The organism is Myxococcus sp. CA056, from assembly GCF_013336715.1.
GTDB classification, from domain to species: Bacteria; Myxococcota; Myxococcia; order Myxococcales; family Myxococcaceae; genus Myxococcus; species Myxococcus llanfairpwllgwyngyllgogerychwyrndrobwllllantysiliogogogochensis.
On record NZ_JABUMT010000013.1, the window covers coordinates 90,051 to 116,058 of the forward strand.

The 26,008-nt window shown below is 70.4% G+C and carries 14 protein-coding genes; 10 read left to right on the top strand and 4 right to left on the bottom strand.

Annotation, left to right across the window (positions count from 1 at the left end; all coding sequences use genetic code 11):
* The 5 genes from HUA76_RS35230 to HUA76_RS35250 all read left to right on the top strand — a co-directional run bounded on the left by HUA76_RS35230 (position 1) and on the right by HUA76_RS35250 (position 12,565).
* Positions 1 to 2,601, top strand: a complete 2,601-nt coding sequence (locus HUA76_RS35230) for a putative baseplate assembly protein (RefSeq protein WP_174463312.1) — start codon at positions 1 to 3, stop codon at positions 2,599 to 2,601.
* Positions 2,598 to 5,180: a putative baseplate assembly protein gene (locus HUA76_RS46580; protein WP_174459148.1), complete on the top strand. Its 2,583-nt coding sequence runs from the start codon at positions 2,598 to 2,600 to the stop codon at positions 5,178 to 5,180. The genes HUA76_RS35230 and HUA76_RS46580 overlap by 4 nt, the downstream gene beginning before the upstream one ends.
* Positions 5,177 to 7,369: a hypothetical protein gene (locus HUA76_RS35240; protein ID WP_141646211.1), complete on the top strand. Its 2,193-nt coding sequence runs from the start codon at positions 5,177 to 5,179 to the stop codon at positions 7,367 to 7,369. Before HUA76_RS46580 ends, HUA76_RS35240 begins: the two co-directional genes overlap by 4 nt.
* A 9-nt stretch (positions 7,370 to 7,378) precedes the next feature.
* Positions 7,379 to 11,455 (top strand): DUF6519 domain-containing protein, encoded by a 4,077-nt coding sequence (locus tag HUA76_RS35245; RefSeq protein WP_174463313.1) that lies wholly within the window; start codon positions 7,379 to 7,381, stop codon positions 11,453 to 11,455.
* A gap of 123 nt (positions 11,456 to 11,578) precedes the next feature.
* Positions 11,579 to 12,565, top strand: coding sequence for a DUF2278 family protein (locus HUA76_RS35250; protein WP_141646209.1), 987 nt, complete (start codon positions 11,579 to 11,581; stop codon positions 12,563 to 12,565).
* Positions 12,566 to 12,615: 50 nt separating this feature from the next.
* Here HUA76_RS35250 and HUA76_RS35255 read toward each other — a convergent pair whose 3' ends face one another.
* The 3 genes from HUA76_RS35255 to HUA76_RS35265 form a co-directional block, all read right to left on the bottom strand.
* Positions 12,616 to 13,986: a tail fiber domain-containing protein gene (locus tag HUA76_RS35255; RefSeq protein WP_174463314.1), complete on the bottom strand. Its 1,371-nt coding sequence runs from the start codon at positions 13,984 to 13,986 to the stop codon at positions 12,616 to 12,618.
* 110 nt (positions 13,987 to 14,096) lie between these two features.
* Positions 14,097 to 14,816, bottom strand: a complete 720-nt coding sequence (locus tag HUA76_RS35260) for a hypothetical protein (RefSeq protein WP_174463315.1) — start codon at positions 14,814 to 14,816, stop codon at positions 14,097 to 14,099.
* Between the two features lie 42 nt (positions 14,817 to 14,858).
* Positions 14,859 to 16,646 carry a HEAT repeat domain-containing protein gene (locus tag HUA76_RS35265; RefSeq protein ID WP_174459144.1) on the bottom strand — a complete coding sequence of 596 codons (1,788 nt, stop codon included), beginning with the start codon at positions 16,644 to 16,646 and terminating at the stop codon, positions 14,859 to 14,861.
* A gap of 290 nt (positions 16,647 to 16,936) precedes the next feature.
* Between HUA76_RS35265 and HUA76_RS35270 the strand changes: the two genes are divergently transcribed.
* From HUA76_RS35270 to HUA76_RS35285, 4 genes are all read left to right on the top strand, one after another.
* Complete coding sequence (locus tag HUA76_RS35270; RefSeq protein WP_174459143.1) at positions 16,937 to 18,172, top strand: GAF domain-containing sensor histidine kinase; 1,236 nt, start codon at positions 16,937 to 16,939, stop codon at positions 18,170 to 18,172.
* Between the two features lie 66 nt (positions 18,173 to 18,238).
* Complete coding sequence (locus tag HUA76_RS35275; protein WP_174459142.1) at positions 18,239 to 19,615, top strand: hypothetical protein; 1,377 nt, start codon at positions 18,239 to 18,241, stop codon at positions 19,613 to 19,615.
* Between the two features lie 72 nt (positions 19,616 to 19,687).
* Positions 19,688 to 20,530: a GIN domain-containing protein gene (locus HUA76_RS35280; RefSeq protein ID WP_174463316.1), complete on the top strand. Its 843-nt coding sequence runs from the start codon at positions 19,688 to 19,690 to the stop codon at positions 20,528 to 20,530.
* Between the two features lie 138 nt (positions 20,531 to 20,668).
* Entirely contained in the window at positions 20,669 to 22,252 is a 1,584-nt protein-coding gene (locus HUA76_RS35285) for an SDR family NAD(P)-dependent oxidoreductase (RefSeq protein ID WP_174463317.1), read from the top strand.
* A gap of 54 nt (positions 22,253 to 22,306) precedes the next feature.
* Here the strand turns inward: HUA76_RS35285 and HUA76_RS35290 are convergent, their stop codons facing one another.
* Complete coding sequence (locus tag HUA76_RS35290) at positions 22,307 to 23,755, bottom strand: chondroitinase-B domain-containing protein (protein ID WP_174463318.1); 1,449 nt, start codon at positions 23,753 to 23,755, stop codon at positions 22,307 to 22,309.
* A 287-nt stretch (positions 23,756 to 24,042) separates the two neighbouring features.
* Between HUA76_RS35290 and HUA76_RS35295 the strand changes: the two genes are divergently transcribed.
* Positions 24,043 to 25,974 (top strand): DUF4215 domain-containing protein, encoded by a 1,932-nt coding sequence (locus HUA76_RS35295; protein ID WP_174463319.1) that lies wholly within the window; start codon positions 24,043 to 24,045, stop codon positions 25,972 to 25,974.
* Positions 25,975 to 26,008: the final 34 nt, after the last annotated feature.

Genomic DNA, 26,008 nt, shown 5'->3' on the forward strand with positions numbered 1-26,008 from the left:
ATGGGCGCGCGCTACGTCTGCAAGAGCGAGCAGCGACGCCGGCTGGTGGAGGCCCACGCCACCTTCAACGGCATCGACTATCTGGAGGTGCTCGACGAGGACGCGGAGGCGCTCGGCCTGGAGCGCCAGCGGACGCTATGGGTGCGCTGCTACAAGCCGCTGCCCGCGAACCTGAACGCGGACAACGTCTCCATCACCGGAGGCGTGCGGCTCAAGGACATCGGCGTGGCCCTGGCCTTCCGCATGGACCTGGCGCCGCCGGACCCGCTCACCACCGCCGCCGAGCGGGCCGAGTACACGCGGCGCAAGGAGCTGGACGAGGCCAACGGCACACACGAGACGGAGCAGACGCTGGTGGTGCGCACCACCTCCTCGGGCGACTTCTCCACGTACACGCTGGCGCTGCTCCGGGGCTTCCTGGACACGGTGCCGCCCGCGGACTTCGACGCGCCCCTGTCCCGCGTGGACTTCACCTTCAAGGTGGAGTGTCCGAGCGAGTTCGACTGTGCCCCGCCGAAGCACCCCGACGCACCCTCGGGCGAGGACCCGCCCATCGACTACCTCACGCGGGACTACGCCAGCTTCCGGCGCCTGCTGTTGGACAGGCTGTCGGAGGTGACGCCGCAGTGGAAGGAGCGCAACCCCGCGGACCTGGGCGTGACGCTGGTGGAGCTGATGGCCTACTCGGCCGACTACCTCAGCTACTACCAGGACGCGGTGGCCACCGAGGCGTACCTGGGCACCGCGCGAAAGCGCACCTCCGTGCGTCGCCACGCGAAGCTCCTGGACTACCCCATGCACGACGGCGGCAACGCGCGCGCGTGGGTGACGGTGCAGGTGGCCTCCGGCGCGGAAGGCTGGGCCCTGCCCGGGCCCACCGACGTGACGCCGGGCGCGATGTTCGTCACCACCGTGGACGCTCCGCGCGTGCTCGATGCACGGCAACTCCAGGCAGCCGTGACGGCGGGCGCGGAGGTGTTCGAGTCGCTCCACCCCGCCACCCTCCATGCCGGCCATGGCCGCATCGTCTTCCACACCTGGGGCGAGGACCGGTGCTGTCTGCCCCAGGGCGCCACCGCCGCCACGCTCCTGAATCCTCCCTTCGACTCCGACCCGGCGCAGCGGGTGATGACTCCGAAGAACTTCACGCCCGGGCTGGTGCTGCTGCTGGAAGAGGTGCGCAGCCCGGAGACCGGACGCGTGGTGGACGCCGAGCCGTCGCGCCGCCACGCCGTGCGGCTGACGCAGGTGGAGTTCACCCGCGACCCGCTGATGGACCTGGACGTGGTGGAGGTGGCGTGGGGCCCCGAGGACGCGCTGCCCTTCGAGCTGTGCCTGTGGAGCGTGGGCGTTCCGCTGGACTCCACGGGTGAGACAGAGGACCCACCAGGACAGGCCGCGCCGGTGAGCGTGGCGCGCGGCAACGTGGTGCTGGTGGACCACGGCCGCACGCTGACGGACGCGCTGCCCACCGTGTCCGTCGAGGGCCGCTACCGTCCCAGGCTTGCGCGCGGGCCGCTCACCCAGGTGTCCCGGGTGGACGGGCGCCGCGCGGTGGACCCCACGGCCTCCGCGGCGGCGGCGCTGCGCACGCCCGCCGACGAGGCGCTGCCCGCCATCTGGTTGCGAGAAGCGGAGAGCGGGCGGGTGTGGACGCCCCGTCGCACGCTGCTCAACAGCGGCCGGTTCAGTCGCGAGTTCGTCGCCGAGGTCGAGGACGACGGCCGGGCCCGCCTGCGCTTCGGAGACAACGTGCTCGGCGAGCGCCCCAGCCCCGACGTGGCGCTATCGGCGACATATCGCATCGGCAACGGCACCTCCGGGAACGTGGGCTCGGAGTCCATCTCCCACCTGTACTCGCCGGTGGGCGGCGACTGGCGCGCTGCCATCCTGCGCGTGCGCAACCCGCTGCCGGCGCGGGGCGGCGTGGAGCCGGAGTCCGTGGAGCGGGTGCGCGTCAACGCGCCAGAGGCCTTCCGCGTCCAGCAGCGCGCGGTGACGGAGGACGACTACGCGGAGGTGGCCCAGCGCCACCCCGAGGTGCAGCGCGCGGTGGGCAGCCTGCGGTGGACGGGGAGCTGGCACACCATGTTCGTCACCGTGGACCGGCGCGGCGGCTTCCCCGTGGACGCGGACTTCTCCGAGCGGCTCACCGCGTTCCTGGAGCGCTTCCGTCTCGCGGGCTACGACTTGCGCGTCGACGCGCCCCTCTTCGTCCCGTTGGACATCGCCATGACGGTCTGCGTGTCGCCGGGATATCTCGCCGCCAACGTGAAGGCCGCGCTGCTGGAGGCCTTCAGCACGGCGGAGCTGCCGGGCGGACAGCGCGGCTTCTTCCACCCGGACAACTTCTCCTTCGGCCAGCCCGTGTACCTGAGCCAGCTCGTCGCCACGGCCATGAAGGTCCCCGGGGTGGCGTGGGTGGAGACGGAGGACGCGCCGGGCAAGCCGCAGCGCTTCCGCCGCTTCGGACAGGTGCCGCGCGACGAGTGGAAGGACGGGCTCATCGCCATGGAGCGGCTGGAGATCGCCCGGCTCGACAATGACCCGAGCCAGCCCGAGAACGGGCAGCTCGACTTCTTCATGCAGGGGGGCCTGTGAGCACTTCAGCCAAGGGCCCGGGGGACTGCGAGGCGTGTGAGGACCGGGGCCCGCCGGAGCCCACGCCGCTCTACAACCGGCCGGGACAACCCGCGCTCGCGTATCGCATCGGCACGCACTCCAGCTTCTTCCAGCGCATGCTGGCGCGACTGCCGACGGAGTTCCTCCCGGACGGAGAGTTCCAGGGCACCCGGCCCCTGGCCTCGCTGTCCACGCGCAGTCCGGAGGACCTGTCCATCGCGCTGCTGGATGCGTGGGCCACGGCCGCGGACGTGCTGACCTTCTACCAGGAGCGCATCGCCAACGAGGGCTTCCTGCGCACCGCCACGGAGCGGCGCTCGGTGCTGGAGCTGGCGCGGCAGCTTGGCTACGAGCTCAAGCCCGGCGTCGCCGCCAGCACGTACCTGGTCTTCACCGTGGAGACGGCGCCCGGCGCGCCCACGCGGGTGACGGTGCCCGTGGGCGTGCAGGTGCTCAGCATCCCCGGACAGGACGCGAGGCCGCAGACCTTCGAGACGACGGAGGCGATGGAGGCGCGCGCGGAGTGGAACGTCCTCAAGGTGCCCAGGACGCGGCCGCAAGAGCTGCTGCGCGGCGAGGACACGCTCTACCTCCAGGGCATCCAGCCCGGAATCCAACCGGGAGACGCCCTGCTGCTCGTGGGCGAGGAGCGGGAGACGGTTCCCGGCAGCGAGCAGTGGGACTTGCGCTGGGTGACGCGCGTCACCCGGGTGACGAACCCGACGGAGCCGGCGCTCAACCACACTGTGGTGCAGTGGGAGCCGGGGCTGGGCAGCGACACGCCTCGCGTGGACCCGGCGGACCATCCGCGCGCCTATGTGCTGCGGCTGCGAGGCAACCTCTTCGGCTACAACGCGCCGTCCTTCAAGGCGATGCCGGAGGACATCAAGAAGCTCTACAACCCGGACTACAGGCCCGGCGACAATCGCTTCACCCAGTGGCCCCACTTCGAGAACCAGACGGCCGTCCAGGGCATCGTCGACCTGGACCGCGAGTACCCCACGCTCGTGCTCGGAAGCTGGGTGGCGCTCTGGAAGTCCAAGTACATGGAGCTGTATCGCATCACCGACATCCAGCCCTGGGCGCGTGAGGACTTCACGATGAACGCCAAGGTGTCGCGCCTCACGTTCGACACCAACGAGCACCTGTCCTACTTCCCGCTGCGCAGCACCGTCGTCCTCGCGCAGAGCGAGGAACTGCCCATTGGCGAGATGCCCCGGACGGACCCGGTGGGCGGCAATGACATCGAGCTGGACCGCGCGGTGGAGGGCCTGGAGCCGGGTCACGTGCTGCTCGTCGAGGGCCGCCCCTACCGGGAGACCTCCGAGTCAGGGGAATGGGTCCGCGAGGTGGTGGTGCTGGACCGCGCGGAGCCGCTGGCGAATGGACGCACGCGACTGGTGCTGACGGAGGAGCTGTCCACGCAGTTGGTGCGCTCCACCGTCAGCATCTACGGCAACGTGCTGCCCTCCACGCATGGCGAGACGGTGCGCGAGGTGCTCGGGGGCGGAGATGGCTCGCGCATGCTCCAGCGCTTCGTGCTGCGCAAGCCTCCTCTCACCCACGTGCCCGCGCCCACCGATACGGGTGGGGAGAGCACGCTGGAGGTCCGTGTCAACGGCGTGCTCTGGAAGGAGGTGCCCACCCTCTTCGGCCAGGACGCGCGCGCCGAGGTCTACATGGTGCGCATCCAGGACGACAGCTCCGTGGTGGTGACCTTCGGCGACGGCGTGTCCGGCGCACGGCTGCCCACGGGCCAGGAGAACGTGACGGCGGTGTACCGCTCCGGCATCGGCCCGGAGGGCGAGGTGGACCGGGGACAACTGGCGCTGCTCAAGGTGAGGCCGCTGGGCATCCGCGAGGTCACCAACCCGCTCCCGGCCACCGGCGCCGCCGCGCCCGAGTCTCGCGACGACGCGCGCGCCAATGCTCCGGCCTCCGTGCTGACGCTGCGCCGCGTGGTGTCGCTGCAGGACTACGAGGACTTCGCCGCGACGTTCGCCGGCATCGGCAAGGCCCAGGCGGCGGACCTGACCAACGGCGAGCGCATCCTCGTCCACGTCACCGTCGCCGCGAAGAGCGGTGGGCCGGTGGCCGAGGACTCCCTGCTCTACGAGAGCCTGAAGGAAGCGCTGCGCACGCACCACGACCCGGTCCGCCAGTTCGCGCTCTCCTCGTACGAGCAGCTCTACTTCGCGATGGAGGCCCGGCTGCGGCTGGACGCGCGGTACCTGCCCGAGGACGTGCTGGCTCGCGCGGAGGCCGCGCTGCGCGACGCCTTCTCGTTCGAGCGGCGGAAGTTCGCCCAGGCGGTGAGCGGCGCGGAAATCATCCGCGTCCTCCAGGACGTGCCCGGCGTGGTGATGGTGGACCTGGAGCGGCTGCACCCGACGACGCCCGCGGTGCCAGCCCAGAAACTGTTCTCGCTGCTCAGGGCCCGGGGCGCGCGGTGGGAGGGCACGACGCTCCGGCCCGCGCAGCTGCTCCTGTTGGACCCTTCGCTCCAGGGTGAAAACCGGGGCGTGACGCTCGTCGTGGAGTCGGAGGTGAGCCCGTGAGCCCCTCGCCGCAGGACAGGCTGTACAAGCTGCTGCCGGCCATCCACCGCGCCAAGGACACGCTCCAGGGCGAGCCCCTGCGCGCGCTGCTGGCCGTCATGGAGCGCGAGTTCCTGGCGCTCGAGGAGGACATCGGCCAGCTCCACGACAACTGGTTCATCGAGACGTGCCAGGAGTGGGTGGTGCCGTACATCGGCGACCTGCTCAAGGTGCGCGATCTGGTGCCGGTGGACCCGGGCCTCTTCAGCCAGCGCGCCTATGTGGCCAACTCCCTGGCCTACCGGCGGCGCAAGGGCACCGCGGCCATGCTGGAGCAGCTCGCGCGCGACGTGACGGGCTGGCCCGCGCGCGCGGTGGAGTTCTTCCAGCGCGTGGGCACCACCCAGCACGTCAACCACCCGCGCCCCACGAGCCTGCGCACCCCGGACCTGAGAGATTCGAACGCGCTGGAGCTGGTGGGCTCGCCCTTCGAGGACGCGACGCGCACGGTGGACGTGCGCCACATCGACAACCAGCGCGGCAAGCACAACCTCCCCAACGTCGGCCTCTTCCTGTGGCGACTGGAGGCGTATCCCGTGGTGCTCGCGCCCGCGTTCCGCGTGCTCCCCGGCTCGGAGCCCGGCGCCACGGAAGCGGGCCTCTTCCGCTTCAACGTCCTGGGCAGCGACACCCACCTGTTCAACCTGCCGCAGTCGGAGACCACGCTCAGCTCGCTCGCCGGAGAGCTGAACGTGCCCGGCCCGCTGCGCCGCCGCCCGCTGTACGACGAGCTGGAGGCCCGCCGCGCCGCGCTCGCGCAGGACCGGACGCCGGAGCAGCTCGCCTTTGGCGCCGCGCCCCCCTTCTCGCTCCACCGCGAGACGGCGCCGGACACGCTCGAGGAAGTGTCCCCGGATGAAATCGTCATCTGCGACCTGTCCACCTGGCACCGCCCCGCCGCCACCCTCCCCTATCCAGGCACCGACCCGAACGCCCCACCGGTGAACCGGGACATCCTCGTCGCGGTGGACCCGGTCCTCGGCCGGCTGGCCTTCGCGCAGGGCCGGCCCGTGCCCGACACGCTGTACGTGAGCTACGCCTACGGCTTCAGCAGCGAGGTGGGCGGCGGCTTCTATGACCGGCAGGAGACGCTCCTCCCCCTGGAGCAGCGTGACGCCTACCGCGTGGACACGCGGGCCGGCCCCTTCACCTCCGTGCAACTGGCCACGGACACGAGCGCCGCGAGCGCGGACGCGCTGGTGGAGGTGCTCGACAGTGAGCGCTATCCGCTGACCACGCTGAACGTCGCGTCCAGCGCGCGCCTGGAGCTGCGGGCCGCCAACCTCCAGCGCCCGGTCCTCGACCTCCAGGGCGGACGGTGCGTGGTGCGGCTGGGCAAGGGCGCCACGCTGGTGCTCAGCGGACTGCTGGTGCGCGGTGGCGTGCTGGAGGTGTACGCCGCCGACAACGCCACCCTGGACCTGCGGCACTGCACGCTGGTCCCCGGGCGGGACTTGATGCCCGACGGACAGCCGCGCACCCAGGCGCCGAGCCTCGTCGTGCGAGGAGCGAAGGACGGCGACTGCACCGTCCTCTTGAGCCGCTGCATCACCGGGCCGATTCAAACGGGCCGCGCCTCCACGCTCCGGCTGGAGGACTGCATCGTGGACGGGTTGGGAGGCCTGGCGCTCCAGCCGCTGCCACCCCTGCCGGGGCCAGTGGAGGATCCGCCGGTGGAGTCCTACGAAGGCGCCGGCAGGACGGGCGCGCTGCACGTGCTGGCCAGCACGGTGCTGGGGGGCGTGGAGGCCACCGTGCTGGTACTCGGCAGCGACTCGCTCTTCACCGGCCGGGTCGACGTGGTGCAGCGGCAGGAAGGCTGCGTGCGCTTCTCGTACGTGCCGCCGGGCTCGCGCGTGCCCCAGCGCTTCCGGTGCCAGCCCGCCTACGCCGAGGACGCGCCCGACGACGTGCGCCTGGAAGTGGAGCGGCGCGTGAAGCCCGTCTTCACGTCGGACCGCTATGGAGACCCCGGCTACTGCCAGCTCCGGGATGACACCGACTCCGGCATCCGCCGGGGCGCGAGCGACGAGGGGGAGATGGGCGTGTTCCACCACCTTCAACAACCGCAGCGCGAGGCCAACCTCCGCGCCAGCTTGACTGACTACCTGCGCTTCGGACTCGAAGCCGGGTTCTTCTTCGTGACCTGAGGAGACGCCATGAAGGGTGATTTCAGCCGGAACACCTTCCGGCCCGCGAAGCACTACTCCGGCGTGCGGATGCAGCAGGGCCGCGTCCAGCTCGACGCCGACTGGAACGAGCACGTCGACATCCAGCGGTATCTGGACGAGACGACCTGGCGGGACATCATCGGCTCCAGCGGCACGCCCCAGGAGCCGGGCACGCCCGCGGACCAGACAGGGTTCGCCGTCGTCCTGATAGAGGGGCAGTTGCTGGTCCGCCGCGGCCACTACTACGTAGACGGCATCCTCTGTGAGAACGAGCAGGAGCAGGCCCTGGGCGCGCAGCCGGACCTGCCCGGCGTGCCGCTGCCCGAGGTGAACGGGCGCTACCTGGCGTTCCTGGACGTGTGGCGGCGCCACGTCACCGCGCTGGAGGACTCGGAGCTGCGCGAGGTGGCGCTGGGCGGACCGGACACCGCCACGCGCACCCGCACGGTGTGGCAGGCGCGGCTGTATCCGCTGACGGGCGACCAGGCCTCCGGGCCGGTGGAGGCGGTGCCGTGCCACACCTTCGGCACCCCCGAGTGGACGCCCGCGGAGCTGACGAGCACCGGCACGCTGGCGGCGCGCGGCGAGCCCGAGCAGGTCAGCGACAACCCGTGCATCGTCGCGGCGGAGGCGGGCTACCGCCGCCTGGAGAACCAGCTCTATCGGGTGGAGGTCCACCGGGCCAACACGAGCGGCGGCCGGGCCACCTTCAAGTGGTCTCGCGACAACGGCATCCTCTACACCCGCGTCGAGTCGGTGGACGTCGACGACCGCCTCCTCGTGGTGGCCGAGCCGGGCAAGGACGGCTACCGGCGCTTCCAGCCGAACCAGTGGCTGGAGCTGACCAACGAGTCGCGCGTGCTGCGCGGCGAACCCGGCGAGCTGGTCCGGGTGGAGGCCGTCACGGGCAATCGCATCACCATCGACACGGCGACGTGGCCTGTCACCCTGCCCTCCGGCGCGCTCACGGTGCGCGGCTGGGACACGGTGGGCACCACGGGAACGGTGGAGGTCATTCCGGCCGCCGACCCGACCAGCCCTGACAGCGGCTGGATTCCGCTGGAGAGCGGCGTGCAGGTGCGCTTCACCGCGGGCCACTACCGCACGGGCGACTACTGGCTCATCCCCGCGCGCACGGTGACGCGCACCGTGCTCTGGCCGCGGCGCGCGGGCGTCCCGACGTTCGAGTCCGCACACGGCATCCGGCACCACTACTGCGCGCTCGCGGTGATGGAGCGCACGAACCTCGGCTGGACGGTGCATGACTGCCGCAAGCTGTTCGCCCCGCTCACCGAGCACAAGACGCTGGTGTACGCCGGAGGCGATGGCCAGGAGGTGATGCCCACGAGGACGCCCGCTCCTCCGGCGCGGCTCGCGCGTCCGCTGCGCGCCGGAGTGTTCAACGGGCGGATTCCCGTGGAGGGCGCACGCGTCCAGTTCAGTGTCGTCACGTCCGAGGGCAACGGCACGCTGGAGGACGTGAGCAGGCCGGCGAACACCGGCACCACCATCGTCGTCTACACCGACGTCAGCGGCATCGCCGAGGCCTGGTGGACGCCGCAAATCGACGGGTGGCAGACGGTGGACCACCCCCGGCACAGCCAGGTGGTGGAGGCGCGGCTGCTGGACCATGGCAACGAGGAGGTCCACGCGCCGCTGCGCTACAGCGCCAGCCTCAGCGTCGCCTCGAAGGTGGCGTATGCCCCGGACACGGCCCAGGAAATCCTCAACGAGACGCACACCGTCCAGGAGGCGCTCGACACGCTGAGCCGGCAGCTGGTGCTCACGTACGAAGGGGGCGACGGGCAGGAGGCCATGCCCGGTGAAGTGCTCCCGCGCCCGCTGCGGGTGGGCGTGGCCCGTCACCAGCGCCGCGCGGCGAACCAGACGGTGCGCTTCCGGGTGCTGGGCGACGCCCGGGGGGAGTACAACGGCGTGCGCCTCGCGGGCTCGGGCAACCCCTGGACGGAGAGCATCATCGTCCCCACCGACGCGGACGGCATCGCCCAGGTGGAGTGGCTGCCGAACCAGAACGACGCCACGCAACAGGTGGAGGCGCGGTTGCTCGTGGCGGACGGCGGCGGCAACCTCCGCGAGGTCCACCTGCCCCTGGTCTTCACCGCGCGCCTGAGCCGCGCCGACCGGGTCGCCTACCAGCCCGGAGGGTGCCAGACGCTGTTCAGCGCGGACACGGTGCAGGAGGCGCTGGACACGCTGTGCCGACAGCGCACGTTCCTGTACCTCGGTGGAGATGGTCAGCAGGCCCACTCAGGGGATGTGCTGCCCACGCCACTCATCGTCGCGGTGATGACCGGAGAGAACCCGGTCGCCAACGCCATCGTCCACTTCCGCCTGGTCCAGCCCCAGGACGGAGCCCGGCTGCGCTCCCTGGACGGAGCGCTGGAGGGTCCGTCGTTGCTCATCCGCACCGACGCGCAAGGCATCGCGGCGGTGCGCTGGGTCATCTCCCGGGCGGAAGCCCAGCAGGTGACGGCGGTGCTCGTCGAGGACGCGCAGCAGCCGACCCGGCTTCCGCCCATCGTGTTCAGCGCACGCCCCGGCCTGGAAAGTGGTGAAGAGGCCTCCGTCCACGTGGCCCGGGTGGAGCTGGCCGCCAATCCCCAGTTCGTTCTGGAGAACGATGGGCTGCTCGGGTTCGACCCCTTCGGCCTCTTCCGCCAGGGGATTCGCATCATCTGCACGGAGGAGCTCGCGCCCTTGCTCGCTCCCTCGGGCGCGCCCCTGCCCCTGCCGCCGCCGGTCGTCACCCTGTCACTGGATGTCGTCTATCCGTTGACGACCCCGGACGTGACCTACTGGACGCAGCAGATGGGCCGCGCTCCGGGCTTCGTGGGTCACCAGACCTTCCACATGAGGGGCGAGGCGCGCATCTTCGGCACCGACATCGTCTGGGTCCCCCTCCTGGAGTCCTACCGGTGGATGGACCTGCTGCGCTCGTACAACATCGACAACTTCGCCAACGCCCGGATGCTCGCGAAGCTGCGGGTCCAGGGCGGCTTCATCCACTCGCGCGATGGCTTCCGCGTCCTCGATGGCGAGGTGATTTCCCAGTCGCTCCAGCGGCGCTTCGCCATCGGCTATCCCAACCGGGGCGACGGCAGGCAGGGCGGCGACTTCGAGCTGTGGTTCTGGATTCAGTGCTTCACCGGCTCTCCGCCCAGCCCCTTCCCGGGCCAGGGTGGAAGTCAGGTGCGGACCTCCTCCACCCCGGAGTCCCGCTTCACGTCGGGCCTGGAGCAGCCCTGGGGACTGGCGAGAGACGCGAAGCACCAGGAGCTGCTGGTGGCGGACACGAGCGCCAGCGCCGTGGTGCGCTTCAGTCTGGCGGAGCAGGAGGCGACTCGCACGGTGGGAACGCTGCGCGAGGGCGTGGAGCAGCCCACGGCGCTGGTGTTGGACCCGGCCCGCGACGAGCTCTACGTGGCCAACGGCGGCGGGGACTCGGTGGCCGTCTTCCGCCGCGATGACAAGGGCGAGTTCCAGTCCGCGCGTGTGCTCTCCGGAAGGAAGACGGGGCTGTCTGGCCCGCTGGGACTGGCGCTGGACGTGAAGCAACACCGCCTCTTCGTGGCGGGCTCCGGCAAGGCGCAGGTGACGGGGCTGACGGCGGCGAGCAAGACGGGCCGGGGAGCCTTCCTCTCCCTGTTCGACATGGCGGCGGAAGGCGACACGGCGCCGCTCGCCCGGTGGACGGGGGAGCAGCTCAAGCTCAACCGCGCCTCGGGCCTGGCGCTCGATGTCACCCACCAGGAGCTCTTCGTCGCGGACTACGGGGCGGACGCGGTGGCCGTGTACTCGGTGGAGGCGCTGCTCGCGGGCAAGGAGAACGTGAAGCCGCTGCGGCTGCTTCACGGCAAGGCCACGGAGCTGGACCAGCCGACGGGTGTCTCCCTGGATGCGGCGGGCGAGGAGCTGCGGGTGGCCAACGCCCGCTCGGGCACCATCACCGTGTATCGCCGTGATGCCCACGGCGACGCGGCGCCGCTGCGCACGGTGGAGGCCCCCGCGAAGCCTCACAAGGGGCCTCGCGCCGTGCTGCCGTAGCCCCCGCCGCGAGGAGCCCGGCGTCCAGGCGCGCCCGTGTCGGTCCGGGCTCCGTGCGGCCCTCGACACGGGCCGCGAGACATCCGGCGCGTGACGCCTCTTCCCCGGGAGGAGGAATCACGCATGCCGCTCAAGAACTACGGAGTGCTGAAGGGCTCCGCCATCGCGCGACGGCTGGGCTCTGGCCCCAGTCCCCACTATCAGGTCCGCCTCGTCGACCAGGACGCGGACCACCGCATCGCCATCAACGTCAGCTCCAAGCTGCCGCCGTCGGACCTGGAGTACCTGGTCGACGAGAACTTCCGGCATCCATCCACCGACGCCCTCAAGGCCCTGCCGCTCGGCTTCACGGCCCTGCCTGGAGGAGGTGGCGGACGCGCGCTCGACTACATCCGGGGCAACTTCTTCGACCGCTCGCTCATGAAGGCGCTGTCGCCCAACGTGCCGGGGCCGGACAACGACTTGAACGAGAAGCTGGACCACTTCTTCCAGCGCGCCATGGCGGACGAGCAGGCCACCGTCTACGCCTTCGGCGAGACGTGGGGACCGGAGAGCGCGAAGGACAAGTACTTCGGCTTCAGCCCCGGACGCGGCATCCACGACATCCACATGAACCAGGGCAACCACTCCTCCTTCGCGAGCCAGGATGGCGTGTGGCAGGACGGCGGCGTGCTCCTCCACTTCGCGGAGCCCGAGCAGTGGGTGGGCATCTTCCTCAAGTTCCAGTCCCAGGTCTGGCACACCGACGACCGCACGGGACATGCCCTCACCACGCCCGTGCCCGAACAGCATGACGGCCTGGTGCGCATCATCGCCGCGCTTGTCAACGACACCCACGCGCCCGAGCAGGAGACCGTCACCCTCCTCAACACGTCACCCGCACCGGTGTCCCTCTCCGGCTGGGTGCTCGCGGACCGGAAGAAACACCAGCAGACCTTGAGCGGAGACCTGGCCCCCGGCGCCACCCGCGTGCTGCGCGTCCAGAAGCCCGTGGAGCTCACCAACCAGGGCGGCTCCATCAACCTGCTCGATGCCCAGGGGCTGAAGGTGGACGGCGTCTCGTACGTGAAGGAGCAGGTCCGCCGCCCCGGCTGGACTGTCGTCTTCTGACACGACGGCCATGTGACGCGGTGGTTGCCGGTGGGCCCGCCGCGGCCCCATCAGCGGTCGCGAGACATCGCGGCCTTCAACTCGGCCACGCCGCGCTTCAGCTCCGCCAGCTCCGCCTTCAGCGCGTCGACCTCGGCGTCCCGCACGTGGAGTTCGCGGGTGCGTCGCTCCAGCGCCTGGATGGCGGCCATGTTGACGCCGTCGATGTCGAGCATGCCGATGCTGGTGTCATCGACTCCCAGTCCGAAGGCCGCCCGGAAGTCCTGCGCCACCGGCCCCAGGTGACGCACGCCCGAGGCCTCCTCCTTGTAACGCCAGGTCTCCACGGGGAGCCGCGCCACCTTCGCCAGGAGCTGCTCTCCGTCGACGCGGCGGAAGTCCTCCTTCTGGTGGCGGTCCGACGTGCAGCTGAACACGCCGGAGCCCGCCAGAAGATTGCAGCCCGTGGTCAACGTGGCGTTGGTCCGCAGAAAGACGCCGCCCGCCGCGCGCACCATGAACTGGTTCGCCCCGGTGTTGTTGACGATGGAGGTGGTCGACTGGTCTCCCCAGATGAACGAGCCCGAGAAACCACCCGACGACGCCCGATGCCCCAGGGCCGTGCTGTAGTCCGCGTCGGCCGAGACGCGATACCCCACCGCGATGGCACCCTGGCCCGCGGCGTTGTTGGTGTAGCCCATGGCCACGGAGCCGAAGCCACTCGCGATGGAGTTCGCGCCACTCGCGAAGCTCACGGTGCCAGGCGTCTGGTTCTGCGAGCCGAAGCACGCCGCCCCCGTGCCGCTCGACAGGCACTGGTCGCCGAAGGCGAAGCCGGCGTGGCCGCTCGCCCGGGTCTTCGTCCCACCCGCCCAGGAATAGAACCCCAGGTTGGCCTCATTCCATTCGTCCTCCGCATAACCCGCGCGAAACGCGGCGCGAGCAGGGGACCACATCAACCGCATCCCGGCGCCGCTCATCGGCACCGGGCCACGGCCCAGCTCACCCCGCGCCAGCAACGCACCCGACGAGTCCACGGAGAAGAGGGGAAACGCGTCCCAGACGGGCGCGCTCGCGCTCGTGTTCGTGACGCGCAGGAGCGGCACGGGCGTCATGATCTCCGCCGCCCCATCGACGAACAGGCCGGACTTCGCCCTGGCCGCGCCCGACAGGGACAGCGACGCGTCCTGGGCCTGCGTCCCGTTCTGGATGTAGCTCCCATGGCCTGGAAGGGGCGTGCGCGCGTCGGCGAGCCGGGGGTCATTGCCCTCCACCACCGTGCCAGGGCCCGAGCCGTACGCGACGCTGACGACGCTGTCGTCATCCAGCCGAAGCCCCGAGCCCACCTCCCAGCTCTGGGCAGGAGGCCCCTCCTCGGCGCTGCACCCCACGGCGCCCACGGCCAGACACCCCAGCACGACGAACAGCGACCTGGTCTTCATGCGGTCTCCCGGTTTCCGATGGCCTGCGGCGGGAGAACGGGGTCGCGTTCAAGTCTTCGAGGGTGGGGTCATCTTTCCACCAGGGGGCGACCCGCAGCGCACCGTGCGGGTCAGCGCGCGGGCGGAACGCAGCGGTTCTGGGAATACGGCGGCTGGAGCGCGCACCAGGAGGGCCGTCCCGAGGAGGCCCAGGAGAGGACGAGGGCCGGCGGTCCCCCCTCATCGAGGGGCCCGGGCCAGGTCTCCACGAGCTGGAGTCCCTCGCGCTCGCTCCAGCGGTAAAGCTCCGGCGGGTCCTCCCGCTTCTCGCCCTCCAACGCGAATGCCAGCGTGTGAGCGGGCCCGCACAGGACGCGGGGCACGGGGCGCAGGCCCTTGTGGACCACGGCACGGCGGACCTCCGTGTCGCTCTCGAACCACACCAGCTCCAGGGTGGTGCCCTTGTAGCCCTCCGTCACGCCAAAGTTCGCCAGGGCATACGTGACGATCAGCTCCGAGTCACCACACCACTCCTGCGCCGAGGCGAAGACGGGGAAGCGGCTGAGACTCTCTCCGGACCGGGTGTCGACGAGGACGGCCGTGCCGTTTCGCAGGCTCACCAGCGCGCGTGTCTGGGAGGGACTCGCGGAGACGGAGTTCACCTCCGTGATGCGCACCTTCCCCACCGCCATGACGGAGTCCGTCCGGCAGGAGTTGTTCTCCCAGTCGAGCGCCTCGCAGCTCCGCACATGGGTGACGACCGCGGAGCCCACGGTTTCGCTGCGCACGGATTCGGTGCATCGGCACGCGGAGGCCAGCAAGAGGACGAGCACGAGAGTCGCGTGGCGCATGGAGCCTCGGAGACGAAGGACGGTGCGGGCAACGCGGTGACTCTAGCGGACGTCGAAGCAATAGAAGACCCGGGGTTGGCCGGTGCCGGTGAGCACGTCGGTGTGCAGCTCCAGCCGGTAGCAGGGCTGGTCGCCTTGCTCCGGAGTCGGCCAGGTCGTGCGCTCCACCTGGAACGCGGTCAATAGGTCTGGCGCCCCCTCGCGTCGCAGGCGCAGGTGGCCGACATCGACGGAGTAGTCATGGACCTGGACGTGCTCATCCAGGTCGATGCTCTCCAGCGCCCCTTCCCGGTAGAACACCAGGCGGTCCGAGACGGGGTACCAGTCAGGGTCTCTCAGCCACGTGGCGAAGGCCACCCCCTGCCCCGCCGGGTCATACAGCTCGCGCTCCGGAGGTGACTCTTCATCGCCACCCGTGCGCGCCCGCTCCAGACGTGAGAGCGCCAGTCGGACCTCCGCCCGGACATCGCGGCGCGGCTCCGAGCCCTCCAGCGCGGACAACACGGGATGGGCCTCCACCGCCAGCCGTCGCCCCAGCGAGCGCGCCGCCTTCAACCGGACCTCGGGCTCCGGGTCCGAGAGCGCCTTCACCAGGGCCCGCTCCGCGACCTCTCCCGCCCTGTCCGCGAGCACCCGAGCCGCGGCCGTGCGGACCCTCGGGTCCACGTCGCGGGTGAGGGCCAGGGACAGGTCCTCGTCCGCCTCGGGGGCCGCGCCCGTGAGCGCGAGCACGGCCTGGGAGCGCACCTGCCAGTCCGGGTCTGCACGCAACAGTCCCCGCAGCGGGGCGAGCGCCCGCGCCAGTCCGACGACGCGAGGCCACGCCACCACCGCCGCCTCACGCACGGGCGCGGACGTGTCCCCGAGCGCCTCCTGGATGACGGGCTCCACCTCGCCTCCGCCCAGACGCCCGAGCGCGGTGACGAGCGCGGCGCGCTCCTCCGCGTCGGAGGCGCGGCGGGCTTCGTCGACCAGCCGGGAGGTCGCCGCGCCGCAGCCGAGCTGGCCGAGCGCGAGAATGGCCAATTCGCGCAGCGGGGGAAGCGGATCATCCAGCAGGCGCACCAGTTGCTCGCAGCCCTCCGAGGTTCCCCGGCGGAGCAGCGCGTGGACCGTCCGCATCCGCACCGTGGGCGAGACATCCGCGAGCAGCGGCAGCAGCGGCGTGGTGGGAAGGGAGGCGCGCGGGGTGAGGGCCTCGACGGCCGACAGGCGCACCTGCTCATCCACGTCCTGGAGCGCCTCCACGAGCACGCGGTCCGCGGAAGGGTCCTCCACCGTGGCCATCGCCGCGACCGCAGCGGCCCGGACGGAGGGCGCCGCGTCCACGAGCCCCTGCCGCGCCAGGGCCAGCCAGGTGTGTGCCTCCTGTTCTCTGGCGACATCGAGCATGTTCAGCCGCTCCGACTCCGTCGCGGAACCGAAGCGCGCGCCCAGCAGCGCTCCCGTTTCGGAGACGTCGAGTCGCGCCAGTGCCTCCATGGCCTGTCGTTGCACCGCGCTGTCCGCATCCGCCAGCGCGGTGACCAGGTGACTCCAGGCCACCTGTCGTGGCGCCAGGGCCAGTCCCCGCGCCGCCATCGCCCGGACGCGCGCGGAGGAATCGCCCATCGCCGAGAGCAGGAGGTCTTGCGCTCCGCGCGCGTCCAGTCCCTGCATCGCGAGCAGCGCCAGGACCTTCTCCCGCTCCTGTCCCCCCGCGAGGGCCTCCCGAGCCGCGTCGACCAGGTCCGCCCGCGCACGCAGCCGCGCGACACCTTCACCAGTGCCCTCGCTCGTCGTCCCGGCCAGTTGGCGCAGCAGCTCCGACGTCGACGGGGACTCACGCATGGCCGCCCCCTGGAGGTGTTCGCACTCGTGCCATCTGCCCCCCCTGGCTCCGTGCCGACAGCGCGGGATTCTACTCGCTCGCTCCCTGGGCGGGCCTCCGGGGTTGCCTCACCCCGCGCCAAATCCGCCCCCAGGGCACGGAACTCCACACTTCGCCCGCAAGCCCCTCCGCCGCGCCAGCACCCCGGCAAGCGCCGCGTGGCCCGCACGCGAGCGCTCGGGGCCCCGAGGCCATCAGAAGGGCATCAAGGGGTGAAATGATGAGCGACCAGGCCACTGTTCCAGCTCCCATGGCCGCCTTTGAAAGCGCACCTGCCCGCCCGCCGCCGGTCGACTCCGCGGCCCTTCCCGTCGGCTTCACCGCGGACGTCCAGGCCATCGCGCGCATCGACGCCGTGAAGACGGTGCTGCGGGTGCTCTTGCAGACCACGGGGCTGCGGCTGGCCGTCGTCGCCCGCGTCACCGCCCAGGAGTGGCGGTGTTGCGCCGTGCTGGACGAGATGAACTTCGGCCTCAATCCGGGCGACACGCTGGCCATCACGACGACCTTCTGCAACTCGGTCCGCGTGTCGGCGACACCACTGCTCGTCAATCACGCGAGCGAGGACCCCCGCTTCGCCAACCACCCCGCGCCCAAGCTCTACGGCGTGGAGAGTTACATCGCCGTGCCCGTGTACCGCAGGGACGGCTCCTTCTTCGGCGTCATGTGCGCGCTGGACGCCAACCCGGCCCTGCTCACCGAAGACAAGCTCGAGGTCTTCCGTCACCTCGGGGAGCTCATCGGCCATCAGCTCGAGAACCAGGACGAGTTGGAGCGCAGGGACGCGCAGCTCTTCAGCGCGAAGGAAGCAGCCGTCCTGCGCGAGCAACTGATTGGCATCGTCAGCCATGACCTCCGCAATCCGCTCAACGCCATCCTCCTCTCCGCGTCCACGCTGGTGCGACGCACGGACCTGGACGAGCGGGCGCGCAAGGCCATCCGCCGCATCGTGGACTCGGCGGACCGCGCACAGCGACTCATCCTGGACCTGCTCGACTTCACCCAGGCGCGAATGGGTCAGGTGATGCCCGTCAAGCGCCAGGTCATGGACCTACATGAGCTGACCCAGCAGGCGGTGGACGAGGTGCGGGCCGTCATGCCGGAGCGGGTGCTAGAGGTCGAGACGCGCGGCGATGGACAGGGCGCCCTGGACTCGGACCGCATCGCCCAGGTGATTCACAACCTGCTCTCCAACGCCGTGCAGTACAGCCCGCCGAACGCCCGCATCCAGGTGCTGAGCGAGGGCAGCCCCCTGGAGCTGGTGCTTCGGGTGAACAACGCCGGACCGCCGATTCCCAGGGACGTGATTCCCACCCTCTTCGAGCCCATGCGACGTGGCACGGAGGCTGGAGTGGAGCGGCGCAGCGTCGGCCTGGGCCTCTTCATCGTGGACCAGATTGCCCGGGCGCATGGAGGCCGCATCGAGGTGACCTCCACCCTGGCGGGCGGAACGACCTTCAGCATCCACCTGCCGCGTTGCGGCTGACCGCCCCGCCCTCGCGGCGAACGCAAAGGGGATTCGGCTCCAGGCGCGTGGGGTATAAGGCGCGCAATGGAGTCCACGCCGTCGCTCCCCCAGCTCCCTCTCGCTGACCCCTGGCGGCTCCCCGTCTTCTGCCTGGCGGCGGCCTCGGTGCTCGCGCTGACGCTCCAGCTCACCAATGGCACGCTCCGCGAGGACTCGATTCAAGGCCTCACGAAGTGCCTGGGCCTGAGCCTGCTGGCGGTGGTCGGCCCGGGCTTTCGTCGTCCCTGGCGGTGGGCGGAGCCGGTGCTCGCGTTGCTCCTGGGAGTGGCGCTGCTGTGGCAGCTCCAGGCCCTGCTCTCGGACTACCCTTCGTCCGCGCTGCGGCTCAACGGCCCCTGGCCCTTTGCGCCCTTCCATGCGCACCTGGCCACCGCGGCGCTCGTGTCGGGTGCGCTCCTGGCGGGGCCGGAGCGACTGCGGCAGGTGGGCGTGCCCGTGCTGCTGGGGGTGTATCTGCTGCTTGGGGGATGGATTCTCCGGCATGCCCCGTCGCCGAACATCGACGTCTTCGTGTTCCAGCTCCAGGGCGCGGACGAGCTGCTGCGCGGCGGCAATCCGTTCGCGATGACGTTCCCCAACATCTACGGGCATACGCTCTGGTACGGAGAGGGACTGGCGAGGGACGGGCGTCTGCTGTTCGGCTTTCCCTATCCTCCCTTGAGCCTGGTGTTCGCCACGCTCGGCCGCGTGCTGGCGGGCGACCCGCGCTACGCGCAGTTGGTGGCCACGGCGGTGGCGGCGGGCTTGATGGCGTATGCGCGTGGGGGACGGCTGGGCGCGGGAGCCGCCGCGCTCTACTTGCTCACGCCGCGCGGCTTCTTCGTGCTGGAGCAGTCCTGGACGGAGCCGTTCCTGGTGATGCTGCTGTCGGCGAGCGTCTTCTGTGCCTTCCGCTTTCCTCGGGCCCTCCCCTACGTCTTCGGGCTGACGCTCGCCGTGAAGCAGCACACGGTGTTCCTCGTGCCGCTGGCCTTCCTGCTGGTTCCCGAGCCCCGGCGGCTCTGGGGCCTGCTCTGGCGCGCGGGAGCCACCGCCCTGGCCGTGAGCCTTCCGTTCGCGCTTCCGGACGTGAAGGCGTTCTTCCACAGCGTGGTGGCGCTGCACATCCACCAGCCGTTTCGCACGGAGTCGCTGAGCTACCTGGCCGCGTGGGTCGCCCGGGGCCATGCGCCTCCGCCCATCTGGATACCGTTCGTCGCGGTGGCCCTGGTGCTGGGCCTGAGTCTGTGGCGCGCGCCCCGGTCGCCGTCGGGCTTCGCCGCCGCCACGGCCCTCACCTACGCCACCTTCTTCGCCTTCAACAAACAAGCGTTCTGCAACTACTACTACTTCGTCGTGGCGGCGCTGTGCCTGGCGGTGGCCTCGGCACGACTGCCCTCACCCCAGGTCCGGGTCGAGTGACAGTTTCCGGAGCCCCCGGTGTTCCAGGGACAGCGCGCCTGGACTGCGCGCCCCCTTCACTGGAGGCAGGACATGTGGAAGCGCGTGGCGGCGGGTGTACTCACGGCGTGGTGGCTCGCGGGCTGCAGTGACTTCGACGTACACGGCAACGGAGACACCGTCACGGAGGAGCGCCAGGTGGAGGCGTTCCAGTCGGTGACCCATGAAGGGAACCTGGACGTGGTGGTGCGCGAAGGGGAGACAGCCACGCTCAAGGTGACACTGGACTCGAACCTCCAGGACAACGTGCGCACCTTCAAGGGCCCGGATGCGTCCCTCTTCATCGTGACGGACGGCAACCTCCACCCCAAGGGCACCGCGCGGGTGGAAATCACGGTGCCACGGCTGGTGGGCGCGACGCTGGAAGGCTCCGGCTCGATGACGGTGGAGGGCTTCATCGGCCAGACCGAGGAGCACGTGCGGTTGGAGTCGACGGGCTCGGGCGGCCTGCGCTACTGCGGCGGAGCCCGCACGGTGGAGGCGAAGGTGGAGGGCTCCGGCCGGGTGGTGATGTGCATGCCGGACTCGGTGCTCGTGGAGCGGGCGGACTTCTCCCTGTCCGGTTCCGGCGAGCTGAGCTGGACGGGCGCCGCGAGCGACGTGCATGTCGCCAGCGAGGGCTCCGGCCGGGTGAAGCTGAAGGGCACCAGTTCGCGGCTGAACGTGCGGATGGAAGGCAGTGGTGACCTGGAAGCCCGCGAGCTGCGCGCGGTGGACCTGGACCTGGTCTCCGAGGGCTCCGGCGATGCGAGCGCCACCGTCGAGGGCGGCACCGTGAATGTCTCGCTGGACGCGTCGGGCGACGTGGACCTGTGGGGCGACGCCTCCGTGCGCTCCATCCGCGTGAATGGCAGCGGCAGGGTCAACTGGCACTGACCGACGTTGGGTCGCGGGCGGGCCGTCCCAGGGCGGGGGCCCTCCTCCCCCGGACAGCACGGCCGCCTCCCCTCCTACCGAGCCCTCCGCCACCACCGGCCTTTCTTCGCGGGCGCCTCCGGGATATTCACCGCGGGAATGAAGGACGCAGAGACCTCGTCGCCCGCACTCCCCGCTGATACCGACCTCACGTCGCCCTCCTCGCTCTCGTTGGAGGACGTCCGTCGATGCACCCGCCTCCTCGAGGCCGCGGCGGAGGACCGCATCCTGCTCACTCGGCTCCCCGAGGAGGACAAGCTCGCCCTCCTGGTCGCCGCTGGCCGCCTGGTGCACCCGGACCGTGGGGCGAAGACGCGGCTGGAGAAGGCCCTGCGGCGGGAGCGCCGGCAGGAGAAGGAGACCAAGGACCGCGAGGTCCGGGCGTCCACCCGCATCCGGCTGATGCGCCGGGCGCCCGTCTTCAACGTGCCCATGCTGCCGCCCCCGCCCGAGGAGAACCCGGGGCAGCTGCTGGAGACGCCGCGCAAGTGCTACGTGTGCAAGGCGGAGTTCCGTCAGCTGCACTTCTTCTACGACTCCATGTGCCTGGAGTGCGCGCACTTCAACTACGCCAAGCGGACCCAGCGCGCCTCCCTGGACGGCAAGGTCGCGCTCATCACCGGCGCACGCGTGAAGATTGGCTTCCAGGCCTCGCTGATGCTGCTGCGCTCGGGCGCCACCGTCATCGCCACCACGCGCTTCCCCCAGGACGCGGCGCGGCGCTACGTGCTGGAGCCTGACTTCGCGGACTGGTCCCACCGGCTGCACATCCACGGGTTGGACTTGCGGCACGCGCCCAGCGTGGAGCTGTTCGCCACGTACGTGGAGCAGACGCACCAGCGGTTGGACATCATCATCAACAACGCGGCGCAGACGGTCCGCCGTCCTCCGGGCTTCTACGCGCACCTGCTCGAGGGCGAGCAGCTCCGCCTGGAACAGCTGCCGGAGGCCGCGCGTCCGCTGCTCGCGGGACACCGGGCCTGCATCGAGACCGTGACGCCCATGCTCGGCACCGGCGGCACGGTGGACGCCTCCTCGCTCACGACGACCTGGCGCAGCAGCGACCCGGCGCTGGGCATCCACTCGTCCGCCGCGCTGTCGCTCCTGCCCTACGCGATGGAGCAGGAGGGGGACACGCGCGCCCTCTTCCCCCAGGGCCGGCTGGACGCGGACGAGCAGCAGGTGGACCTGCGCAACATGAACTCGTGGCGGATGAAGCTGGCGGACGTGCCGACGGCGGAGATGCTGGAGGTCCACCTGATCAACGCGGTGGCGCCCTTCATCCTCTGCGGCAAGCTCAAGCCGCTGATGATGCGCGACCGCTCCTCGGCGGGCCACATCGTCAACGTGTCGGCGATGGAGGGCAGCTTCTCGCGCGGGACGAAGACGGACCGGCACCCCCACACCAACATGGCGAAGGCCGCGCTGAACATGATGACGCTGACGTCCGCGGCGGACTACGCCAAGGACCGCATCTACATGAACGCGGTGGACACGGGCTGGGTCACCGACGAGGACCCGGTGTTGTTCTCGGAGCGCAAGGTGGTGGACCTCGACTTCCAGCCTCCCCTGGACATCATCGACGGCGCGGCCCGCATCGTGGACCCGGTCATCTTCTCGGAGAACACCGGCCAGTTCTCGTGGGGCAACTTCTTCAAGGACTACCGCCACACCGCGTGGTGAGCATGTCCCCGCGTCGCGCGGGCCCCTGACGGAAAAGCCAGGGGCCCACCGCGTTCACTCGCGGCGGAAGCGGCGGCGCAGGCTCAGCGGCACCAGCAGCGCGAGGAGCAGGGGCCACAGGCCCGGACTGGCGCTGCATCCACCGTCGTCCCCAGGCGCGTCCTTGTCCGGCCCCGGACCCGCGTCCGAAGAGCCCGCATCCGAAGGCCCCGCGTCCGCGTTGCCGCTCCCCGAGTCCGGCTGGCCCGAGCCCGCGTCGGGCGTTCCGGAACCTGCGTCGGGCTCACCCGTGCCCGGCTCGCAGTTGCCCAGCGAATGCTCCAGCGCGCCCAGCGTGTGCGCCCCGGTGGAGGGCCGAGGACGCCGGCAGAAGTCCTCGCTGACGAGGGCATTGGGGGCGGCGGCGCCGACGAGCTGGGACACGGAGCCCTTGAGCGTCAAGTCGCCCTGGAGGGGCGCGGCATACCAGGACGTCCAGGTGGCGGTGGCCACGTTCATCAAGTTCGTGCCCGCCGTGAAGCTGCCGGTGTCGCGGCCCCGGATGACGGACGACAACACGTTGCCGTGGGCCTCGCCGGTGGAGGACGCGAAGCGGAAGTCCACGCCCGTCGTGCCGATGAAGGTGTTGAACAGCACCTTCGTGCGCGTGGCCCGGTTCAGGTAGACGGCGACATCCGAGCAGTTCGCGACGATGTTGTTTCGCAGGATGCCATCCGAGTGCTCGGGGTCACACGGCACGTTCGCATCGAAGGCCGGCGCACAGAACGCGGCCCCCGTTCCGCCGCCGCCGAAGGACAGGCCAATCCGGGTGTCCGAGGCCGGCAGGTCCCTGGCGCAGACGACGCGGTTGCGCTCGAAGAGGCCGCGCTTGCCTCCGCTCTTCATGAAGGCGCCGTAGGAGATGCCGCCCTGCTTGGAGAAGTCGTGCAGCTCGTTGTCGCGGACCACCCAGTCGTCGCCGGTGTCGATGTTGAGCTTGGTGACGGGAGTCGACGTCGCGCGCGGGCGCGTGTCGTAGATGTCGTTGTGCTCGATGAGCCCTCGGTGGGGCATCTCGAAGACACCCTCGGTGTTCTTCGTCGCGTTGGCCTTGAGCTGCGCGTTGAAGTCGCGCACCCGGCTGTGGCGCAACACGAAGCCCTCCGCGTGGCCTGTGACGTGGAAGGCGTGTTCGCAGTCTGGGTCTCGCGCGCAGATGCCCTCGATGGTGAGCCCGTCGAAGACCCAGGAGCGACCCGACACCTTGAAGCCCTCCACGGCGTTGAAGCGGATGAGGGCCGCATGGCGATTCGCGGCGCGCACGGTGATGGGCTGGGCCTCGGTGCCCTCCGCCTTGCAGTCCAGGTTCGCGTTCACGGTGTAGGTGCCGTCCGCGAGCACGATGTCGTCACCGGCCTTCGCCGACGCGAGCGCGGCTTGCAGCTCCGCCACGGTGGAGACGTTCTTCACGGCGGCGGCGCCAGTCAGGGGCAGCAGGAGCAGGACCAGGGAGGAGGGTCGCATGGGGACTCCAATCACGGGGGTCTGCGACCCTAGCGGATATCTCCCTCCGTGGGTCCGGGGCTACACCCGGGGGCGGGCGGCCCATGGTCTGTCGATGGGGTGGCACCTGTCACCATGGTACAAATCTCAAGCATTCCTGAACGTCCGAAGCGCGGGGGACAACACCCAATGATGTCAGCGGTTCCGGGCATCATGCTGCGCCCAGGCGGGCCATCGCCGAGCGACAACATCTGGAGTCAGTCACCCTCCAAGTTCCGCCTCAACCCTCACTTCCTTCTCTCATCCCTATGCCGATTCCTCGTGTTCATTCGCGGTCGCTGAGCGCATTGCTCGCCACCCTGTTCCTTGTCTTGTCCGCGTGCGGCGGAGATGACTCTCCCAACACGGATGCCGGTACCCGGCCCCCCGATGCGTCCATCCCAGACAGCGGTGGCGACGCGGGCCCGCCCGACGGCGGAGAGGACTCCGGCACGCCCGGCAACGAGGAGGACTCAGGCACCCACACGGGTACCGACGGAGGGCCGGGCCCCCAGCCAGAGCCGGACGCGGGGCCGCTTGATGGGGGACCGGCACCGGAGCCGGACGCGGGGCCCCTCGACGGGGGACCTGCCCCTGAACCCGACGCCGGAATGAGCACCTGCGGCGATGGCCACCGCCAGCTCTCGGAGGCCTGTGACGACGGCAACACGGTGAGCGGCGACGGCTGCTCCGCGAGCTGCGCCGAGGTCGAACCTGGCTGGGTGTGCGAGCAGGCAGGCCAGCCCTGTGTCCTGCTTCCCGTGTGTGGCGACGGCCAGGTGGATGGCCAGGAAGTCTGCGACGACGGCAACACGACGAGCAACGACGGCTGCGACACGAGCTGTGCCGTGGAGACCGGCTGGAGCTGCCCGGCGAACGGCGGGGCCTGCGGCGCGGCGGCGTGCGGCGACGGCATCCTCGCCGGACAAGAGGAGTGCGAGGACGGCAACACCACCTCCGCGGACGGCTGTAACGGCTCGTGCCGTCTGGAGTCCGGTTACAAGTGCCCCATTGTCGGCCAGCCGTGCAGCCGCACCACCTGCGGCGACCAGGTGACCGAAGGGACCGAGCAGTGCGACGATGGAAACAACGACACCGGCGACGGTTGCTCCCCGCTCTGCATGAGGGAGCCTCTCTGCACCAACGGCGTCTGTGAGTCCGTTTGCGGCGACGGAGTGCTGCTGCCGAACGACACGACCGAGGAATGCGACGACGGCAACACGCGCGCCCATGATGGCTGCTCGTCGTCGTGTGAGCTCGAACCCGGCTTCCAATGCGTCATCACCATCGAGTCACCTCCCGCCCAGGTGGCCCTCCCCATCGTCTACCGCGACTTCCGGGGCTACGACCTGCCGGCCTCCAGTTCCCTGCCGAGGGGACACATCGACTTCGAGAACAAGAACGGCGCGGAGACCGGCATCGTGAAGAACACCCTGGATGCGAACGGCAAGCCCGCGTACGCGAAGGAGGGCCGGTCCTCCCTCACGACGCACGGAGCCGCGGCTTTCGCCCAGTGGTTCCGCGACACGGCGTTCGTCAACAAGCCCGAGGTCGGGACGCTCATCCTCCACCGGCAGCCGAATGGCTCGTACATCTTCGACAATCAGAGCTTCTTCCCACTGGACAACCTGGGCTGGGTCGCCTCCGGGCAGGAGCCCTTGCGCGGCGACAACGGCAACCCCGCCCGGCCGCGCAACTTCAGCTTCACCAGCGAGACGCGCTATTGGTTCGAATACAAGGGCACCGAGGTCCTCGATTTCCGAGGCGATGACGATGTCTGGGTGTTCATCAATCGCATCCTCGCCCTCGACATGGGCGGGGTACACGGCGCGATGAGTGGCAACGTCAGCCTGTCGAACCAGGCCACGCGGCTCGGGCTCACGCCAGGCGGTATCTACGAGGTCGCGGTGTTCCAGGCGGAGCGCCACACCACCGCGTCCTCGTACCGACTCACCCTCCACGACTTCACCACCCGGCACACCGAGTGCAGCGCGCTCTGCGGCAACTTCATCGTCGATGAAGGGGAGCAGTGCGACGACGGCACGAACAATGGGGGCTACGGCGAATGCGCGCCGGGCTGCGTACTGGGGCCTCGCTGCGGAGACCACGTCGTTCAATTCACCTCCGGCGAGGAGTGCGACGACGGCAACGGCCAGAACAACGACGGCTGCAGCGCCACCTGTAAAATCGAGATTCACTGAGCCCTGAAGGAACGGGCTCCGGGGACCTCTTGCT

Bases quoted from the DNA above. Each gene is read 5' to 3' on its own strand.
- HUA76_RS35245 (WP_174463313.1), top strand. From the start codon at position 7,379: ATGAAGGGTGATTTCAGCCGGAACACCTTCCGGCCCGCGAAGCACTAC.
- HUA76_RS35260 (WP_174463315.1), bottom strand. From the start codon at position 14,816: ATGCGCCACGCGACTCTCGTGCTCGTCCTCTTGCTGGCCTCCGCGTGC.
- HUA76_RS35230 (WP_174463312.1), top strand. From the start codon at position 1: ATGGGCGCGCGCTACGTCTGCAAGAGCGAGCAGCGACGCCGGCTGGTG.
- HUA76_RS35290 (WP_174463318.1), bottom strand. From the start codon at position 23,755: ATGCGACCCTCCTCCCTGGTCCTGCTCCTGCTGCCCCTGACTGGCGCC.
- HUA76_RS35285 (WP_174463317.1), top strand. From the start codon at position 20,669: ATGAAGGACGCAGAGACCTCGTCGCCCGCACTCCCCGCTGATACCGAC.
- HUA76_RS35270 (WP_174459143.1), top strand. From the start codon at position 16,937: ATGGCCGCCTTTGAAAGCGCACCTGCCCGCCCGCCGCCGGTCGACTCC.
- HUA76_RS35275 (WP_174459142.1), top strand. From the start codon at position 18,239: ATGGAGTCCACGCCGTCGCTCCCCCAGCTCCCTCTCGCTGACCCCTGG.
- HUA76_RS35250 (WP_141646209.1), top strand. From the start codon at position 11,579: ATGCCGCTCAAGAACTACGGAGTGCTGAAGGGCTCCGCCATCGCGCGA.
- HUA76_RS35265 (WP_174459144.1), bottom strand. From the start codon at position 16,646: ATGCGTGAGTCCCCGTCGACGTCGGAGCTGCTGCGCCAACTGGCCGGG.
- HUA76_RS35295 (WP_174463319.1), top strand. From the start codon at position 24,043: ATGCCGATTCCTCGTGTTCATTCGCGGTCGCTGAGCGCATTGCTCGCC.
- HUA76_RS35255 (WP_174463314.1), bottom strand. From the start codon at position 13,986: ATGAAGACCAGGTCGCTGTTCGTCGTGCTGGGGTGTCTGGCCGTGGGC.
- HUA76_RS35280 (WP_174463316.1), top strand. From the start codon at position 19,688: ATGTGGAAGCGCGTGGCGGCGGGTGTACTCACGGCGTGGTGGCTCGCG.